General features: G+C 65.9%; 16 protein-coding genes and 1 pseudogene. 11 read left to right on the top strand and 6 right to left on the bottom strand.

Going from position 1 to position 18,089, the window contains the following annotated elements; translation table 11 throughout:
- The first annotated feature begins 60 nt into the window (after positions 1 to 60).
- Positions 61 to 507: a cytochrome c gene (locus K359_RS0148550; protein ID WP_029085328.1), complete on the top strand. Its 447-nt coding sequence runs from the start codon at positions 61 to 63 to the stop codon at positions 505 to 507.
- A gap of 91 nt (positions 508 to 598) precedes the next feature.
- Here the strand turns inward: K359_RS0148550 and K359_RS0148555 are convergent, their stop codons facing one another.
- Complete coding sequence (locus K359_RS0148555; RefSeq protein ID WP_029085329.1) at positions 599 to 1,021, bottom strand: CHRD domain-containing protein; 423 nt, start codon at positions 1,019 to 1,021, stop codon at positions 599 to 601.
- Between the two features lie 165 nt (positions 1,022 to 1,186).
- Here K359_RS0148555 and K359_RS0148560 point away from each other — a divergent pair, with 165 nt between their 5' ends.
- Positions 1,187 to 2,119: a cytochrome c gene (locus tag K359_RS0148560; RefSeq protein ID WP_029085330.1), complete on the top strand. Its 933-nt coding sequence runs from the start codon at positions 1,187 to 1,189 to the stop codon at positions 2,117 to 2,119.
- A 125-nt stretch (positions 2,120 to 2,244) separates the two neighbouring features.
- Here K359_RS0148560 and K359_RS0148565 read toward each other — a convergent pair whose 3' ends face one another.
- Positions 2,245 to 2,490 carry an Lrp/AsnC ligand binding domain-containing protein gene (locus tag K359_RS0148565; protein WP_016845986.1) on the bottom strand — a complete coding sequence of 82 codons (246 nt, stop codon included), beginning with the start codon at positions 2,488 to 2,490 and terminating at the stop codon, positions 2,245 to 2,247.
- A 181-nt stretch (positions 2,491 to 2,671) separates the two neighbouring features.
- Here K359_RS0148565 and thiD point away from each other — a divergent pair, with 181 nt between their 5' ends.
- The 4 genes from thiD to K359_RS0148585 all read left to right on the top strand — a co-directional run bounded on the left by thiD (position 2,672) and on the right by K359_RS0148585 (position 6,736).
- Positions 2,672 to 3,469 (top strand): bifunctional hydroxymethylpyrimidine kinase/phosphomethylpyrimidine kinase, encoded by a 798-nt coding sequence (thiD, locus tag K359_RS0148570; protein WP_029085331.1) that lies wholly within the window; start codon positions 2,672 to 2,674, stop codon positions 3,467 to 3,469.
- A gap of 320 nt (positions 3,470 to 3,789) precedes the next feature.
- Positions 3,790 to 4,602: a UDP-2,3-diacylglucosamine diphosphatase gene (locus tag K359_RS0148575; RefSeq protein WP_029085332.1), complete on the top strand. Its 813-nt coding sequence runs from the start codon at positions 3,790 to 3,792 to the stop codon at positions 4,600 to 4,602.
- Positions 4,599 to 5,690 carry a glycosyltransferase family 1 protein gene (locus K359_RS0148580; protein ID WP_029085333.1) on the top strand — a complete coding sequence of 364 codons (1,092 nt, stop codon included), beginning with the start codon at positions 4,599 to 4,601 and terminating at the stop codon, positions 5,688 to 5,690. Before K359_RS0148575 ends, K359_RS0148580 begins: the two co-directional genes overlap by 4 nt.
- Positions 5,691 to 5,746: 56 nt before the next feature.
- Complete coding sequence (locus K359_RS0148585) at positions 5,747 to 6,736, top strand: threonine/serine dehydratase (protein ID WP_029085334.1); 990 nt, start codon at positions 5,747 to 5,749, stop codon at positions 6,734 to 6,736.
- Positions 6,737 to 6,805: 69 nt separating this feature from the next.
- Here the strand turns inward: K359_RS0148585 and K359_RS62985 are convergent, their stop codons facing one another.
- The gene (locus K359_RS62985) at positions 6,806 to 7,360 is read right to left on the bottom strand and encodes a CGNR zinc finger domain-containing protein (protein ID WP_029085335.1); all 555 of its coding nucleotides are present in this window, start codon (positions 7,358 to 7,360) and stop codon (positions 6,806 to 6,808) included.
- Positions 7,361 to 7,469: 109 nt separating this feature from the next.
- Between K359_RS62985 and K359_RS56790 the strand changes: the two genes are divergently transcribed.
- Positions 7,470 to 8,396, top strand: a complete 927-nt coding sequence (locus K359_RS56790) for a DMT family transporter (RefSeq protein WP_035978642.1) — start codon at positions 7,470 to 7,472, stop codon at positions 8,394 to 8,396.
- Between the two features lie 107 nt (positions 8,397 to 8,503).
- Here K359_RS56790 and K359_RS0148600 read toward each other — a convergent pair whose 3' ends face one another.
- Positions 8,504 to 9,781 (bottom strand): hypothetical protein, encoded by a 1,278-nt coding sequence (locus K359_RS0148600; protein ID WP_029085336.1) that lies wholly within the window; start codon positions 9,779 to 9,781, stop codon positions 8,504 to 8,506.
- 75 nt (positions 9,782 to 9,856) lie between these two features.
- Between K359_RS0148600 and K359_RS0148605 the strand changes: the two genes are divergently transcribed.
- Positions 9,857 to 11,029, top strand: coding sequence for an MFS transporter (locus K359_RS0148605; RefSeq protein WP_029085337.1), 1,173 nt, complete (start codon positions 9,857 to 9,859; stop codon positions 11,027 to 11,029).
- Positions 11,030 to 11,127: 98 nt separating this feature from the next.
- Here K359_RS0148605 and dgcA read toward each other — a convergent pair whose 3' ends face one another.
- Positions 11,128 to 12,129, bottom strand: a complete 1,002-nt coding sequence (gene dgcA / locus K359_RS0148610) for an N-acetyl-D-Glu racemase DgcA (RefSeq protein WP_029085338.1) — start codon at positions 12,127 to 12,129, stop codon at positions 11,128 to 11,130.
- A gap of 144 nt (positions 12,130 to 12,273) precedes the next feature.
- On the opposite strand from dgcA, the gene K359_RS0148615 reads away from it, so the two are divergent.
- The 3 genes from K359_RS0148615 to K359_RS0148625 all read left to right on the top strand — a co-directional run bounded on the left by K359_RS0148615 (position 12,274) and on the right by K359_RS0148625 (position 15,158).
- The gene (locus K359_RS0148615; RefSeq protein ID WP_029085339.1) at positions 12,274 to 13,407 is read left to right on the top strand and encodes an ABC transporter permease; all 1,134 of its coding nucleotides are present in this window, start codon (positions 12,274 to 12,276) and stop codon (positions 13,405 to 13,407) included.
- Between the two features lie 2 nt (positions 13,408 to 13,409).
- Positions 13,410 to 14,180, top strand: a complete 771-nt coding sequence (locus tag K359_RS0148620) for an ABC transporter ATP-binding protein (RefSeq protein ID WP_029085340.1) — start codon at positions 13,410 to 13,412, stop codon at positions 14,178 to 14,180.
- A 108-nt stretch (positions 14,181 to 14,288) separates the two neighbouring features.
- Positions 14,289 to 15,158: an MlaD family protein gene (locus K359_RS0148625; protein WP_029085341.1), complete on the top strand. Its 870-nt coding sequence runs from the start codon at positions 14,289 to 14,291 to the stop codon at positions 15,156 to 15,158.
- A 252-nt stretch (positions 15,159 to 15,410) separates the two neighbouring features.
- Here K359_RS0148625 and K359_RS56795 read toward each other — a convergent pair.
- Positions 15,411 to 18,089 (bottom strand): annotated as a pseudogene (locus K359_RS56795) (negative regulator of septation ring formation); the annotation flags it as partial.

Raw genomic sequence — 18,089 nt, forward strand, 5'->3', positions numbered from 1 at the left:
GCAAACCAGGCCGGCCGCACACCGCGGACCGGGACAGAGCAGGATTGAGGGGTTTTGCCGATGAAGCGGATTGTCGTCGTTGCTGCGGTGCTTGCGTTAAGTGCGGGTGCGGTCGTGGCCCAGCAGGACCAGGTCAACAAGACCCAGGCCCAGATGAAGGAAACCGGCAAAAACGCCGGCGCGATCGCGGCGATGATCAAGGGCGAGAAGCCCTACGACCAGGCAACCGTCGATGCCGCGCTGGCGAGGTTCGAAGACACCGCCAAGAAGCTTCCGACGCTGTTCCCTGAGAGCACCAAGGGTCTCAAGCCGGAGGGCGACTACTCCGCCTCGCCGAAGATCTGGGAAGACAAGGCCGGATTCGAATCCCACATTGCGAGCTTCACCAAGGTCGTCGCCGACACCAAAGGCAAGGTCAAGGATCTCGACACGCTGAAGGCGGAAATGCCGGCGCTGTTCAAGCAGTGCGGCGGCTGCCACGAGACCTATCGCCTCAAGAAGGGCTGATCGTCGTTCGGTCAATCAAAAGGGCGGACGCTTTGAGGCGTCCGCCCTTTTTTGTGCCGGCCGTTTCTTGTTGGTGTTACTTCGTCAGAGACTACTTGGTGACCTGGCCGCGGATCTCGCCGCCCGGGTTGGCCGCGGTGTGGACGTTGACATAGTACTTGCCGGCGAGGAGATCGGCGGCCTGCGCGTCGGTCAGTGTTGCGCTGCCTTCGACCGGGCTCGACGTCGCGTTCGGGATCGCGACCGCGACGCCGGCATTCTTGCCGGCCTCGGCGGGGCCGTGGAAGTGCGCGGCAGTGGCGGGGCCCGAGAGACCGGAATAGGTCAGCTTCCAGCTGAGCTTCTTGCTCGCGGCGTCGTAGTCGATATCGGCGGTGCCGGTGCCGGCAGTGGTGGTTGCCGGCACTTCCGCCTTGCCATCCAGCTTCGCTGTCAGCTTTTCGGCAAAGGCCGGGCCGGCGAGGGCGATGGCAGCGCCGAGCGTGAGTGCGGCAAGCAAGGTCTTGTTGGACATGGTTCTCTCCCCTTTGACGTCACACGATGGTTGCAGTCTTCAAACAGCGGCTTTTCGGATTTATTCCCAAATTGATCGTGACTGCGGCAAATTTGATGCGAGCTTGTGCGACGGGTTGCCATCATACTGGTTGAGACGCTGAAGCGACCAATGACGGATCGGTGAATGTTGCGACGAATTCTTCTCCTGGCCGTCCTGGCCGGCTTAATCGGCTTCGGCGTGTTCTGGTGGCTGACGATCCCCGCGACCGTTGCCGCAAGCGCGCTGCCCGCCTACCAGCCCAACCTGGCCAACGGCCTCACAACGTTCAATGCGGGGGGATGTTCCTCCTGCCACGCCGTGCCGAAGCAGGACGACCGCACCAGGCTCGGTGGCGGCCTTGCGATACCGTCGCCGTTCGGCACCTTCTATGCGCCGAACATCTCGCCCGATCCGAACGACGGCATCGGCCGCTGGAGCGAGGCCGATTTCGTCACCGCGGTCATGAAAGGCACCTCGCCGTCGGGAACGCACTATTTCCCGGCGTTTCCCTACACGTCCTATCAATACGCCAAGCTCAATGACGTGCGTGACCTGTTTGCCTATCTGAAGACCCTGCCGCCGGTTGCCGGCAAGGTGCGCGGTCACGACTTGCCGTTTCCCTTCAACATCAGGCGCAATGTCGGCGTCTGGAAATTCCTGTTCATGAACGGCCAGCCGTTCATCGCGGACCCCAGCCGTTCGGCGCAGTGGTATCGCGGCGCCTATCTGGTCAACAGCTTTGGCCATTGCGCCGAGTGCCACAGCCCGCGGAATTTCCTCGGCGGCATCATCAGCGCGCAACGCTTCGCCGGCGGCCCGAATCCGGAGGGCGAGGGCTGGGTGCCCAACATCACGCCGAGGGGGCTCTCGGACTGGAGCGCGAAGGATGTCGCCTATTTCCTCGAGAGCGGGCAGACGCCGGACGGCGATAGCGCCGGCGGATCGATGGTGCGCGTGATCCGCAACACCTCGCAGCTCTCGCCGAACGATCGCGACGCAATCGCCGAATACATCAAGTCGCTGCCGCCGGTCGAGGGACCGCCGAAACCGGTGAAGAAGCCCGCGAAGGATTCCTGAGAGGTTTGCTCAGAGCGTGATCCATGTCGTCAGGCGCTTTCACCTGGCTTGGTCATGCCCGGGAGATTTAGCGGGAAGACCCGCTTCGCGAATCTGCCCGGCCATGACGAAAGTGGAGTCGAAGTCTACTTCGCGCCGAACGCCTTGAAGGTGATGATGGTGAGGGTGTCTTGGATGCCCGGGATCACCTGAACCTTCTCGTTGATGAAATGGCCGATGTCGGTGTCGTGGTCGACGTAGAACTTGACCAGCAGATCGTAATTGCCCGCGGTGGAGTAGATCTCGGAGGCAATCTCGGCTTCCGCCAGCGCGTTGGCGACGGTGTAGGACTGGCCGAGCTTGCATTTGATCTGGACGAAGAAAGGAACCATCAAAGTCGTCTCCGGGGGATTTTCGCGACTATAGGCCCAAAACGGGCCGCCAAGGCAAGGCCAACTCAAGGCCAACTCGCGGTAAAGTCAGGCGAACTTGCTGCCGATGGGCGGCCGGGCTAGGACAGGCCATGGTCTTGATCGTAACGGTCTCATTCGTATCAACCGCCGGTGCTGCGAGATGACGCCGGTCGCGCTCACCATTGCCGGCTCGGATTCCTCGGGCGGGGCGGGCATCCAGGCCGACCTCAAGAGCTTTGCCGCGCTCGGGGTTTTCGGGGCCTCCGCGATCACGGCGCTGACCGCGCAGAACACCAGGGGCGTCAGCGGCATCCATCCGGTGCCTGCGGCGTTCGTCACGGCCCAGATCGATGCGGTGTTTTCCGACCTCGACGTCGGCGCGGTCAAGATCGGCATGGTGGCGCAGGCCGAGACAATCGCTGCGATTGCCGAAGGGCTGAAGCGCTGGGCACCGCGCCACATTGTGCTCGATCCGGTGATGGTCGCAACCTCGGGCGATCGGCTGCTCGCGGCCGAGGCCGTCGATGCGCTGAAGACCATGCTGTTTCCGGTGGCATCGCTGATCACGCCGAATCTGCCGGAAGCGGCGGCGCTGCTGAACCAGCCGGTTGCCTCCAGCGAGGCCGACGTCGCGCGGCAGGGCAGGCAATTGCTGGCGATGGGATGCCGCGCGGTGCTGGTCAAGGGCGGTCACGGGCACGGCGCCGAGAGCATCGACTATCTGATCGACGGCGAGCGCAGCATCGCGCTGGCGGCGCCGCGCATCGCCACATCAAACACCCATGGCACCGGCTGCTCGCTGTCGTCGGCGATCGCAGCGGGGCTTGCGAAGGGCGAAGCGATGGAGGCCGCGGTGCGCAACGCCAAGGCCTGGATCACGGACGCGATCGCCGCCGCCGATCGCTTCGCCGTCGGACACGGCCACGGGCCGGTGCATCACTTCCACAAATATTACTGAGCCGGCGTAGCGCGGATCAATCTTGTAGCCCGGATGGAGCGAAGCGAAATCCCGGAGCGGATTATCCGCGGATGCAGGACCCGGATTGCGCTTCGCTCCATCCGGGCTACGCAGTCCTCTGCGCGCCTTGTTTCGCCGCGATATGCGGGCAACACACCGCCTGTTCCGCGCAGCCGCGACCGTCCATGTCGCCAGATTGTCGCACGCCGCTGTTATCCGCAGGGAAGGGGCGTGCGGCTGATTCTCGTTAACTGTTAGTGAGGCCTTGGGTCACGGGGGTCGTCATCGCCTTGTCACAGGAATCTGTTAGGTGCACAGGCATGGGAAGTGACTCCTTGAGTGAAGAAAGTCCCGAGCGGCACTTTCGCACTTTGTTTATCTCCGATGTCCATCTCGGAGCCCGCGGTTCGCAAGCCGACCGCCTGCTGGACTTCCTCCGCTCTCACGATGCCGACACGATCTACCTCGTTGGTGATATCGTCGACGGCTGGGCGCTGAAGTCGAACTGGTACTGGCCGCAGACCCACAACGATTTCGTGCAGAAGATGCTGCGCAAGGCGCGCAAGGGCGCCAAGGTGATCTACGTCCCGGGCAACCACGACGAGTTCCTGCGCAAATATTACGGCACGCATTTCGGCGGCATCGATGTGGTGGAGAACACCGTTCACACCGGCGCCGACGGCAAGCGCTACCTCGTGATCCACGGCGACATCTTCGATCTCGTGGTGCAGAACGCGCGCTGGCTCGCCCATCTCGGCGACAAGGCCTACGACTTCGCGATCCAAATGAATCGCTTCGTCAACTTCTTCCGCAAGATGTTCGGCGTGCCGTATTGGTCGCTGTCGCAATGGGCCAAGCTGAAGGTCAAGAAGGCGGTGAACTATATCGGCGCGTTCGAGGCGACGCTTGCGGGCGAGGCACGGCGCCACGGCTGCGACGGCGTGATCTGCGGCCACATCCACTACGCGACGATTCATGACGAGCACGGCATCCGCTACATGAATTGCGGCGACTGGGTGGAGAGTTGCACCGCGCTCGCCGAGCACGAAGACGGCAGCTTCGAGATCATCACCTGGACCGATCCGGTGCGCCGGATCGCGCCGGTTCCGCGAGTGACGGCACGCGCTGCATGACGCATATCCTGGTCGCGACCGATGCGTGGCATCCCCAGGTCAACGGGGTTGTCCGCACGCTGACCATGATGGCGCAGGCGGCGAAATCGCTCGGCGTCGAGGTGAGTTTCCTGACGCCGGACGAGTTCCGTACCTTCGCGATGCCGAGCTATCGCGATCTGAGGCTGGCGCTGCCGTACCAGGCCAAGGTCGCCAGCCTGATCGAGGCGGCAAGGCCCGACAGCATCCATATCGCGACCGAAGGCCCGATCGGGCTTGCGGTTCGCCGCTATTGCCGGAAGCGCGGCTTGCCGTTCACGACGAGCTTCCACACCCGCTTCCCGGAATACGTCTCGGCACGGACGCCTGTCCCCGAAGCCTGGGTGTGGCGTGTGCTGCGCTGGTTCCACAGGCCGAGCCGCGCGGTGATGGCGGCGACCCCTGAGCTGGCGGCAGAGTTGCGCCAACGCGGCTTCCGCAACGTGGTGCTGTGGTCGCGCGGCGTCGATACCGCGCTGTTCCATCCGCGTGACGTCGATCTCTGCCTGCCGCAGCCGGTCTATCTCAGCGTCGGCCGGGTGGCGGTGGAGAAGAATCTTGAGGCGTTCCTCGATCTCGATCTGCCCGGTACCAAGATCGTGGTCGGCGACGGCCCGGCGCGGGCGACGCTGGAGCGAAAATACCCTGAAACCGTCTTCCTCGGCGCCCGCCACGGCGAGGAACTGGCGGAAATCTATGCCGCCGCCGATGTGTTCGTGTTCCCGAGCCGGACCGACACGTTCGGCCTGGTGCTGCTCGAGGCGCTGGCGAGCGGCCTCCCGGTTGCCGCTTTTCCAGTCACCGGTCCCCGCGACGTGATCGGCGCGGCGCCGGTCGGTGTGCTCGACGACGATCTGCACCACGCCTGCCTGGAGGCGCTCGGCATCTCGCGCCAGGCCTGCGTCGATTTCGCCGCGCTCCACACCTGGCAGGCGTCGGCCCGGGTGTTCATCGACCGCTGCATGAACGTCCGCCCCGCGGCACCCGACGGCGAGGGGGAAGCGCTCGAATTCGGCGCCGAAGAGCACCATTTCGCCGCCCTGCCGGCCCCCCATCCCACCTTACGCTAGCCAACTCACGCTTAAGCGTCTTGCCCGCCAGCCTGCCGCCGCGATACAAATCGTGGATGACGGACACCACTCTCAATCCACCCGTCGCTGCCGCGGACATCGATGCCGCTGCCAGGGTGGTCGCGCCGTTCGCGGTGCGCACGCCGCTCCTGACCTTCCCCGTTCTCAACGACCGCGTTGGCAGCCAGATTTTCCTCAAGCCCGAAATGCTGCAGCGGACCGGATCGTTCAAGTTCCGCGGCGCCTTCAACAAGCTCGCCTCGATTCCGCAGGACAGGCGCAGCGGCGGCGTCGTCGCGTTCTCCTCGGGCAACCATGCCCAGGGTGTCGCCGCGGCGGCCAAGATCCTCAACATGCAGGCGACCATCGTGATGCCTGCGGACTCGCCGCTCACCAAGCGCGAGCGGACCAAATCCTATGGCGCCGAGGTCGTGCTTTACGACCGCGATCGCGACGACCGCGAAGCGATCGCCAACGGCATCGCCAGCAAGCGCGGCGCGACCTTGGTGCGCCCCTATGATGATCCCTTCGTGATCGCGGGCCAGGGCACCGCCGGCCGCGAGATCGCCGAGGACATGGTCGCGCTCGGGCTCGTGCCCGACATCGTGGTCGCACCGGCCTCCGGCGGCGGCTTGATCGCCGGCGTCGCCACCGCGGTGAAGGCGAAATTCCCGCAGTCCCAGGTGATCGTCGCCGAACCCGCCGGTTACGATGATCACGCGCTGTCGCTCAAGGTCGGGCACCGCGAGGCGCATCCGGCTGCGGCGCGCACCATCTGCGATGCGCTGATGGCGATGATGCCGGGTGAACTGACCTTCGCCATCAACAGCAAGCTGCTCGCAAATGGCGTCAGCGTCTCCGACGACGAGGTTGGCGCCGCCGTTGCCTTTGCCTATCGCGAGCTGAAGCTCGTGGTCGAGCCCGGCGGCGCGGTTGGACTTGCTGCGCTGCTGGCCGGGCGGATCGACGTCAAAGACAAGAACGTCGTCATCGTGCTCTCGGGCGGCAATGTCGACGCCGAGCTGTTCGCGAAGCTCGTCGCCTGAGACCAGCGTGGCTTGGAAGGAGCGGGGGAGGACGGTTTATCGCTCTCTCCCGTGTCGCTCCGCAGAAATCTATTCTGCCGCCGAGCGCCAGCGCCTCTGCTTCTCGCGGTTGCCACAGTTCTTCATGCTGCACCACTGCCGCCGGTGCGCCTTGCTGGTATCGATGAAGTAGACTTCACAGTCGGCCGCGCCACACTTGTGGATGCGGCCGTGGTCTGCGGATAGAAGCAGATCCTCGATCGCCAGGGCGCACGCATGCACGGGTATCTCCGGGGAGGTGGGCAACCTCCAGCCGGATATGATGGCGCTTGATGCTCCGGTTGCGGTGAACGCTCTGGCGGCGTGCGCCCGGCGGACTTCCACGGCAATCGCGTCCAGATGGCTCTGCGGAACGGACAGCCCATCGTGGATTGCGCCAACGATTGTGTACAGGTGTTCCCTCAATTCGCGAGCGCGCCGCACGACGCGCGTGCAAGCGGGCCCACCGAGCGATCGCAACCGCTTGGCGGCGGAAGGCTGGATAAGCCCGGCCAGCTCAGTGAAACTCACCAAAGCGCCGTAGGCGGTCAGAGTCTCGATCGGTGCGTCGGAGGGCCGCTCGTCCAGCGTGTTGACGAGGTCCAAAGCGGGATGACCTCCGCTCCAGTCGAATGGGTTGGTTGGTCCCGTCATCCCCGACCTTGCCTGCGATACCATCATAACCCATAATACAGGTTATAAGGGTTATGTACCATTGTCGAGCGAACGCGACGCCAGGCAATACCTTCAGGGTGCGCTTTGCGGTCTCGCGGCCGTCAGCATTTGGTCGGGCTGGATCGTCGTGGCGCGCCTGGGCCTTCGGACCAGCCTCACACCCTGGGATATCGCGGCGTTGCGCTTCGGCGTCGCCGGCATGCTGCTGTTGCCCTACCTGGTCAAACACGGACTGGCATTCGATCGTCTCGGCTGGCTCGGACTGGCGGCCATTGTGCTTGGCGGCGCGGGGCCGGTCTTTTTCGCCAACTCCGGACTTCTGTTCGCTCCGGCAGCGCATGCGGGCGCACTGTTTCCGGGTGTGATGCCGTTGATGGTCGCGCTGCTTGCGGCGGCGCTCCTGAACGAGGTGTTCACCACGGGGAAGAAGATCGGCTTCGCCCTCATCCTTCCGGGTGTGCTCGTCATCGCGTGGGGCTCCGGCGGTGAGTTGGGATCGCTGCAGAATGTCGGCCACGGGCTGTTTCTCTGCGCCGCACTGGTGTGGGCCTGCTACACGGTCGCTCTGCGAAAGGCTCGTCTGGATGGATTGCATGCCGCGGCCATATCCGCCGTCGGCTCCATGATCCTGTATCTGCCCGTCTTCACGCTGTTGCCTGGAACAACACTCGCGGCAGCACCGTGGGGCGACGTGGCGCTGCAGGCTGTGGTGCAGGGCGTGTTCACCGCGATCATCTCCCTGCTTCTTTATGGACGAGCCGTCAGCATCCTCGGCGCCTCGAGCGGCGCCGCCTTCGCGGCGCTCTGCCCGGCCATGACGGCGCTATTGGGAATTCCTGTCCTCGGCGAATGGCCCGGACCGTTTGACTGGGGGGCGATCGGCCTGATCTCAGCGGGCGTCTATATCGTTAGCGGCGGTCCAATTCCGCGATTTGCGAAGTGGACCGCGCCCCGAATCAACACCTGAAGCCGTGACCACTACCCATGGCCATCGGCGGTCCGTGAGTTGGGTCACGCTGCGCGGGTGACCAATGTGAGAAAAATGCTCGCGCACGAGGTGCGAATACGCCGCGCCTATGAGAAGAACGCGATCCTCTCGGCCTGGCTCATGCGGCGGATCGGCGCGAGCGGATCGTTGGCCGCGACGCTTGGCCTTTTCAGGAGACCGCTGGCGATGATGGTCGAGCCAAGCGATATCTCTTTTGCGGGTTCGGCGACAGCCTCAACGGCGGGCGGGAGAGGCGGTGCCACGACCGGGGCTTCGGCAACCGGCGCTGCGGCCATTGGTGGCGGCTCGACCCTGACCTCGACCTTTGGCTCGGGCGCCGGCGCCGCCGCGAACTCGGCCTGAGCCAATGGTGCAGCCATTTCGGGTTCAGCCATTTCGGGCTCGGCAGCCATCGCCTCGGCGACGCGCATCTCCTCGGCGGCGCGCATTTCCTCGGCGATCGTCTCTTCGTCGATCGGGTCGGGCGCGCCCATTTCCATCGCAATGAGATCGAGCATCGCTTCGTCCTGGGCGTCGGCGGCCGCCTCGTTGGCGAGGCGGGCGAGCTCTGCGGCTTCGGCTTCGGCCAGCGCGGTCTCGGCCGTGATCCAGGCTTCGCTCGGCTGCGGCGTGACGGCCATCGCAGCCTCGGCGGGCGGCGTTGCAGCGGCCCCCTGAGGCGGCGCTGGCGATGTGGCGGCCACGGCATCGGCGGCGGCGCTCTCGGCCACCGGTGGCGGCGAGGGCGCGGCTGCAGGCGGTTCCGCAATCGGCGCCTCGGCCACATCAGGTTCGGCCGCCGGCGTGGCCGCCTTGTCCGGGTCGAACTCGCTGAGCCGGCGGGCCAGCGCCGCGAAGGCGGCGTCCAGCACGGCCTTGGCGTCGTCCATCGAGACCTGGGCGGCCCCGGTCTCGATCGCGCTGGCCTGCGAATCGATGATGTCGCAGATCCGGCCGTCATTGCCGATCTCGCGCAGCCGCCACGAGATTTCCCTGATCACCCGCACGCCCTTGCGCACCGGCGCGAGGTTTTGCTCGAAGCTGACCCCGTCGAGCGCCGTGATGGCGGATGCCTGCGCGGCCTCGATCGCGCCGCGCAGGGCGGTCAGCGCCTCTGCCAGCTGCTCGTCCCGGATGGCGTCCGCGGCCGCCTGCCGCTGCGCGCTGAGGCTTTCCTCGATCCGCGCCACGGCATCGAGCACCATGCTTGTGTCGGCGTTGCGGTTGCGCTTGGCATATTCGCCGAGGAACCAGCGGCCCCGCGAGGTCTCCATGAAGGCCGCGCTGATCGCGGCATAGTCCTCCTCGCTCGGCAGGGCCGCGCGGGCGGATATCGGCGACAGGGCGAATGCTTCTTCGGCCATCACAATCTCTTCGCGCAAATCACTGCGCGTTACGCTAACGATCATCACGATATCGCGCGAATCGCAATTGAATTGATGTCTTCCGAATCACAAATCCCCATTGCAGCAAAGCTTGCATCGCGGCGATTCGCTGTCAGCCTTGCGGCATTCTATGCCACGCTGTTCGGCATGACCGGGGTTCACCTGCCGTTTTTCACGGTGTGGCTGAAGGTGATCGGCATCGACGCCACCTGGATAGGCATCATCACGGCGGTGCCGCCGGTGACGCGCTTCACCGTGCTGCCGCTAGTCACAGCAGTGGCGGAACGGCGCCAGATGCTGCGCGGCGCGATCATCGCCACCGGCTTCGCCACGGTGTGCGGCTTTGCGGTGATCGGCACCCAGCATCAGCCGTTCGTGCTGCTCGCGGTCTATGCGCTGACCTGCTGCGTCTGGACGCCGATGGTGCCGCTGACCGACGCCTATGCGCTGCGCGGCGTCAGGCAATTCGGTCTCAGCTACGGGCCGCTGCGGCTCTGGGGGTCGGCGGCCTTCGCGGTCTGCGCGCTGGTCAGCGGGTTCTTGCTCCGCTACGTCGCGGAGGTCGATCTGATCTGGATCATCACGGCCGTGACCGTGCTCGGCGCGCTGGTCGGCCTGACCTTGCGGCCGCTCGGCCGCCCCGCGGCCGCCGCCGCGCCCGCGGCCGGCGCGCCAAAACTGCTGCGCAATCCGACCTTCCTCGCCATCATCGTGTCCTCGGCGCTGATCCAGGGCAGCCACGGCGCCTATTACATCTTCGCATCGATCGCCTGGCAGCAGGCCGGTTTCAGCGGCCTGACCATCGCCTGTCTCTGGGTGCTCGGCGTCATCGCCGAGATCGTGCTGTTTGCGCTGTCGCCGCGCTTCACGCTGCCGTCGGCGGTGCTGGTGATGATCGCGGCCGCCAGCGCCATGGCGCGCTGGGCGATCACCGCGCAGGACCCGCCGCTTGCGGTGCTGGCCGTAGTGCAACTCGGACACGGGCTGAGCTTCGGACTGACCCAGGTCGGCATCATGGGCCTGATGGTGCATCACGTGCCGCCTCACGTGATGGCGCGCGCGCAGGGTTACCTCACCGCGTGCGCCGGCATTGTCGCGAGCACGACGGCGATCGTCAGCGGGTTGGTCTATGCGCGCATCGGGCTCGGCGTCTACGACATGATGGCTGCGATGGCGGCAGCGGGCGGGCTGGTGATGTGGCTGTCGCGAAAACGACTAATCCACTAGAGCGGGATGACTCTTCTTCGAATCGTCATCCCGCTCTAGCTCTTTGATTTGAGCATGATCTTTTCGGAAAACCGCTACACACTTTTCCGGATCATGCTCTAGCCCCAGAGCGCGGCATCGGGCGGATAGACCAGGCTGCCCTCGTAGCGCAGGCCGTTGTCGCGGTCGCGCGCGAGCAGCAGCGGGCCGTCGAGATCGACGAAGCGCGCGCCTTGCGCGATCAGCATCGCCGGCGCCATCGCAAGCGAGGTCGCGACCATGCAGCCGATCATGATCTCGAAGCCGAGCGCGCTTGCGGCATCCGCCATCGCCAGCGCTTCGGTCAGCCCGCCGGTCTTGTCGAGCTTGATGTTGACGGCGTCATAGCGGCCGCGCAGGCCCGCAAGCGAGGCGCGGTCATGCACGCTCTCGTCGGCGCAGATCAAAACCGGGCGCTTGATCCGCGCCAGCGCCTCATCCTTACCCGCCGGCAACGGCTGCTCGATCAGCGTGACGCCGGCATCGGCACAGGCCGCGAGATTGGCGGCAAGGTTGTGCTCGGTCCAGGCTTCATTGGCGTCGACGATCAGATCGGATGCCGGCGCCGCCTTGCGCACGGCGGCGATCCGTGCGCCGTCGCCATCGCCGCCGAGCTTGATCTTGAGCAGCGCACGGTGTGCGGCCTTCGCGGTGGCCTCGGCCATCGCCTCCGCCGTTCCGAGCGAGATCGTATAGGCGGTGGTGCGGGGCTCCGGCGCCGGCCGTCCGAGCAGGTTCCAGATACGCTGACCGCTGAGCCTGGCCTCGAGGTCAGCCAGCGCGCAGTCCAGCGCATTGCGGGCGGCTCCGGCGGGCATCCGGGCCTGCAAGGCAATCCGGTCCATACCGCCGGCGAGCGGTTCCTGCATCGCCTGGATCGCCTGCAGCGTCGCCTCGGGTGTTTCGCCATAGCGCGGGTAGGGCACGCATTCGCCGCGGCCAATGAGGCCGCCCTGGCTGACCTCGGCCACCACCACGACGGCCTCAGTCTTGGCGCCGCGGCTGATCGTGAAGCTGCTAGCGATCGGCCAGCGCTCGATCCACGCGGTCAGGGAAATCGCTCCGGGTGGGGTGGAAGTCATTTTAAAGTCTACTATTTCCTGAACCGTAGCTTGCGACGCGCAACCAACTATGGCTGGTTAGTGGCAGATTCGACAAGCCGATCCGGTAAGTCGCCGGAGATCAGCGTGAGCGGCGGCCAGCCGGCTTCAAGGGGTAGGCAAAAGGTGAGCGGCGACCCGACACTGGAGCGGATAGCCCAAGGCGAAGGACTGGCGTTGTGCGCGGCGGGCAACTGGACCGCCCGCTTTGCCCCTGCGCTCGAGCGGATCGTCTCCGACGCCGAGAAGCTGCGCGGCAGCCGGCCGCACATCTTCATCGACGTGTCGCAGGTCGCGAGCCTCGATACGTTCGGCGCCTGGCTGATCGAGCGGCTGCGCCGCAGCCTCAGCAACGCCACAGCGGAAGCCGAGATCGCGGGCCTCTCCGCCAACTATTCCAGCCTGGTCGACGAGGTCCGCCGTGTCGGCGCAGCGCCCAAGGTCGTGAGCGACCGACTGTCGATATCAGGCATGCTCGAGCAGATCGGCCGCACCGTGGCCGGCGTCGGCGGCACCATCATCGGCCTCATCGACATGCTCGGCGCGGTGATTGCCGCAGCCGGCAATGTGCTGATCCATCCGCGCAGCTTCCGCCTGACCTCGACCGTGCATCATCTCGAGCAGGTGTGCTGGCGCGCGGTGCCGATCGTGGTGCTGATCACCTTCCTGATCGGCTGCATCATCTCGCAGCAGGGCATCTTCCATTTCCGCAGGTTCGGCGCCGACATTTTCGTCGTCGACATGCTGGGCGTGCTGGTGCTGCGCGAGATCGGTGTGCTGCTGGTCGCGATCATGGTCGCGGGCCGCTCCGGCTCGGCCTATACCGCCGAACTCGGCTCGATGAAGATGCGCGAGGAGATCGACGCGCTGCGCACCATGGGCTTCGATCCGATCGAGGTCCTGATCCTGCCGCGCATGCTGGCGCTGTTGCTGGCGCTGCCGATCCTCGCCTTCCTCGGCGCGATGGCCGCGCTCTATGGAGGCGGCCTGGTGGCCTGGCTCTATGGCGGCGTCGATCCGGAAGCCTTCCTGCTCCGCCTTCGTGATGCCATATCGATCGACCATTTCGTCGTCGGCATGGTCAAGGCGCCGGTGATGGCGGCCGTGATCGGCATCGTCGCCTGCGTCGAGGGGCTGGCGGTGCAGGGCTCGGCGGAGTCGCTCGGTCAGCACACCACCGCCTCGGTGGTGAAAGGGATCTTCTTCGTGATCGTGATGGACGGCGTGTTCGCGATCTTCTTCGCTGCGATCGGGATGTGACCATGGCGGAGCAGGACATCGACGCCATCATCCGGGTCCGCGACATTACCGTTCAATTCGGCAAGACGCGGGTGCTCGACGGCCTCGATCTCGACGTCAAGCGCGGCGAGATTCTCGGCTTCGTCGGGCCGTCGGGCGCCGGCAAGTCGGTGCTGACGCGCACCATCATCGGCCTGGTGCCGAAGGTCTCCGGCCGCATCGAAGTGTTCGGCGTCGATCTCGATGCTGCGAGCTCAGCGCAGCGCCGCGCGGTCGAGCGGCGCTGGGGCATCTTGTTCCAGCAGGGCGCGCTGTTCTCCTCGCTTACGGTGCGCCAGAACATTCAGTTTCCGGCGCGCGAATATCTGCGCGTCTCGCAGCGGCTGCTCGACGAGATCATGGTGGCAAAACTGGTGATGGTCGGGCTGAAGCCCGAGGTCGCCGACCGCTATCCGTCGGAGTTGTCCGGCGGCATGATCAAGCGCGTCGCGCTGGCGCGCGCACTCGCGCTCGATCCTGAACTGGTGTTTCTCGACGAGCCGACGTCGGGCCTCGATCCGATCGGCGCCGGCGATTTCGACGAGCTGGTGCGCACCCTGCAGCGCACTTTGGGGCTGACCGTTTTCATGGTAACCCACGATCTCGACAGTCTTTACACCGCGTGCGACCGTATCGCCGTGCTAGGGAACGGTAAGATCATTGCTGCAGGATCGATCGCCGACATGAAGGCATCGCAGCATCCATGGCTGCAGCAATATTTCAACGGCAAGCGCGCCCGTGCCGTTGTGGCCTAGCCCATGATCCCGAAGCGAGGAGACCGGTTTTCGGACGAGATCATGCGCCAACAGGGAATTCGACGGGCTCGAGCGCAGGCTGACTGCGCGAGAGCTCAGGAGTGATTGATGGAAACGCGGGCGAACTACGTCTTGATCGGGGCTTTCACGCTGGCGGTAATTGCCGCCGCGTTCGGCTTCGTGCTGTGGTTCCAGAGCCTGCACACCACCAAGCAGCGCAGCCCGTTGCGGGTGATCTTCGAGGGGCCGGCGTCGGGCCTGCGCAATGGCGGCAACGTCAATTTCAATGGTATCCGGATAGGGGAAGTGGTCTCGGTGAAACTCGACAACCCGCGACGCGTGGTCGCGCTGGCGATGATCGAGAACAACGCGCCGCTTCGCAAGGACACCCTGGTCGGTCTCGAATTCCAGGGCCTCACCGGCGTCGCTGCAATCTCGCTGAAGGGCGGTGAGGAGGCGGCCCCGCCGGTGCCGCTCGACGAGGACGGCATCCCGGTTCTGACCGCCGACCCCAATGCGCTGCAGGACGTCACCGAGGCGATCCGCGCCACGCTGCAAAACGTCAACCGCATCGTCGCCGACAATCAGCAGTCGGTGAAGAATTCGCTGAAGAATCTCGAGGTCTTCACCCAAGCGCTGGCGCGCAATTCCGAGAAGATCGACAACGTCATGCTCAAGGTCGACGGCGTGATGGGCAAGGCCGACAGCCTGATGCTGGGCCTCAATGCGATCGCCGGCGGCAACAGCGGCAGCGAGCTGAACCTGATGGTGAAGTCGATCCGCGAGCTGGCCGAGGATCTCGACAAGCGCTCCACTGCCTTGATTACCGACGGCCGCCGCACGCTCTCCGACATCAGTCGCGCCGTGAACAATTTCGACCGCAACCCGAGCCGGGTGATCTTCGGCGGCAGCAACAACGCCGCACCCGAGCCTGCGCCGGCTCCGGCCGCAGCGCCCGGACCGCGACGGCGGCAGTGACGTGATCGGCGAATGTCGAGTAGCGAGTAGCCTTCCAGTCTGTCACACCCGTCATTGCGAGCGAAGCGAAGCAATCCATCTCTCGACTCGCTGTTGCGTGGATTGCTTCGTCGCTTGCGCTCCTCGCAATGACGCCGGCTAACACCGGAGCGCCTTTCCACAGCGAGACTCAGCGGCCGCCGCCCCAAGCAAAAACGGAGACCTTTCGGTCTCCGTTTTTCATTCGCTATTCGCCACTCGCTATTCGCTGGCTTACCCCAGCCGTCCCGCGGCATGTGCGAGCAGGGTGTAGACCAGCCCGGTCTCCGAGGTCAGGTGGCCAGCCAGCTCCTGCTGGCCGCGGCCTTCGCGGGCGACTTCGTCGAGCAGCCGCTCGAACTCCGCGATGTAGCGGTCGACCGTCTGCTTGAAGCCGCGGTCGGCGCGGTACTTGCGGGCCACCTCATCGAAGGCCTTCTGGCCGGCCGGGGTGTAGAGGCGCTTGCTGAACGCCTTGTTCTCGCCGCGCTGGTAGCGATCCCACATCTCGGAGGCAAGCGTGCGGTCCATCAGCCGGCCGATGTCGAGCGACAGCGACTCCAGCGGATTGGCAGCCGGCTGCTGCTGCGGACGCGGGCGCTGGGCGTCGCGGCTCGGCTGTGCCGGCGGCGGCGCGTCGCTGCGGTTGAGCAGGTCGGACAGCCAGCCGTCGCCGTTGTTGTTGTTGTTGGGGCTTGCCGGGCTGACCGACGGGGCCTCGGTGCGGCGCGAACTCGCCATGCCGAGATCGGGCGGCGGCAGCGTCGCGGCGCTGTTGCCATTGTCCCGCATCCGGACGTCGCTGCGGCCGCCGGCGGCAGCCATCACCGGCTCCTCCTGGCGGATGCTGGCGCGGTTGGTGCTGACCACGTCGAGCCCGCGGCCATGATGGGCGACGATGCGGTTCAGCTCGGCCAGCGCCTCGATCTGGTCGACGATCACCTTGCGCATCTGCGCGGTGTTCTCGGCCGCCTCCTGCGGCATCTCGAGCACGCCGCGGCGCAGCTCGTTGCGGGTGGCCTCGAGCTCGTTGTGCATCTCGCTCGCCATCTGCTTCATCGCCGTGACCATCGCGGAGAACTTCTCCGTCGAGTCCTTGAACATCGCATCGGTCTCGGCGTTGCTCTGCTGGTAGAGGTCGTTCATGGCATCGACGGTCTGCTGACGCTCGTTCTCGGCCGCCATGCGCACCGCCTCGAACTGCTTGCTGATCGCCGCCGAACCGGCGCCTGCGGTCTCCGCCACCACGCGTGCGATGTCGCGCGCGCGCTCCTCGGCCGCGGCCAGCGATTCATCGAGCAGCCCGGTGAAGCGCGACAGCCGCTGGTCGAGATCGGTGGTGCGCAGGTCGATGGTGGTGACCAGCGATTCCAGCGCCGACTTGCGCTCGCTGACGGAGGCCGTCGTCGAGCGGTTGGCCTGCTCGACCACGGCAGCCGCGTCGATCAGCGCCTTGCCATGGGTCTCGAACTGGCTCGACAGCGCGCCGAGATCCTCCAGCGCCTTGCCGGTCTTGCTGTTGAACACCGTGAGCTGGTCTTCCAGCGTCTGGGTCGCCACGCCGTTGCGCGAGGTGACGTCGTTCATGGCGGACACGAAGTCGGCCACGCGGGTCACCAGCGCGCGCTCCAGCGAGTTGAGGTTGTCGTGGGCGCCGGTCAACACTTCCTGCAGCAGGATGTTGCCCTCGCGCAGCCGCTCGAACAGCGCGACCGTATCGGTGCGCAGGATCTTGCTGGTCTCCTGCATCTCGGTGACGGCCGAGATCGAGACCTGGCGCGACTGATCGATCGCCGCGCGCGAGGCCTGCTCGAGCTCCTTGAGCGACTTCGCCACCGCGCCGGTCGCCTGGTCGCCGGCCGAGGTGATGTTGCGCGCGACATCGCCGCCGTGCGCCGACATCGACTGCGAGAAGGCGAGGCCGCGGGTTTCGATCGCCTTCAGCGCATCCGCAGTGGCGCGATCCATGTCGGTCGCAAGCTGCGTGGTCTTGGCGGTCAGCGCCTCGACCAGCGAGCCGCGGCGGCCGTCGACGATCTGCGACAGACGCTCGGTCTGCTGCTGCACATAGGTGACGATCTCGTCGGTCTTGCCGGTCATCGCCGAGCCGAACGCGCTGGAGGCAGACAGCACCGAGCGCTCGATGTCGGCGGAGGTCGTCTTGACCTTGGTCGAGACCTCGTTGGACATGTTGATCAGGGCGGCCTGCGCGTTCTGCGCCGAGGTCTGGATGTTGTCGGTGGTCTTGGCCGTGACCGCACCCAGCGCGCGCTCGATATCGGTCGAGAGCGTGCGGATCTGGGCGGCGGCATCGGCCGAGGTCGCCGCAAACGAGCTCTGCGCCTCGCGGGCGCTGCCCAGCACGGTCTGCGCGGTCTCCGCGCCGGCCGTGGTCAGCGAGCGCTCGATCTCGGCGGAGATCGCGCGGATCTGGCTTGCGGCCTCGCTGGACGTTGTCACGAACGAGTTCTGGGCGTCGCGGGCGCTGCCCAGGATCGACTGGGCGGTGTTGGTGCCGACCGCCGTCAGGGTGCGCTCGACATCGACGGCCAGCGACTTGACGTGGTTGACGGCGTCCGTCGCCGCGCTGACCAGCGTGTTCTGCGCTTCGCGGGCGCCTGCGGTCAGCGCCTCGGCGGTGCCGCTGCCGGCCATCGACAGCGCGCGCTGGATGTCGGCGGCAAGCGCCGCCACCTGTGTCGCAGACTCGGCGGATGCGCTGACCAGCATGCTCTGGGCTTCGCGCGCACCTGACGTGATCGATTCCGCGGTGGCGGAGCCGGCCATCGAGAGCGAGCGTTCCATATCGGCCGCCAGCGTGCGGACCAGATTGGTGGCCTCGGTGGACGCACCGGCAAGCGTGCTCTGGGCCTCGCGGGCGGAGGTGACGACGGCTTCCGCTGTGGCGGAACC

Origin of the sequence: Bradyrhizobium sp. th-b2, assembly GCF_000426785.1 — a bacterium.
Taxonomy (GTDB): Bacteria; Pseudomonadota; Alphaproteobacteria; order Rhizobiales; family Xanthobacteraceae; genus Bradyrhizobium; species Bradyrhizobium septentrionale.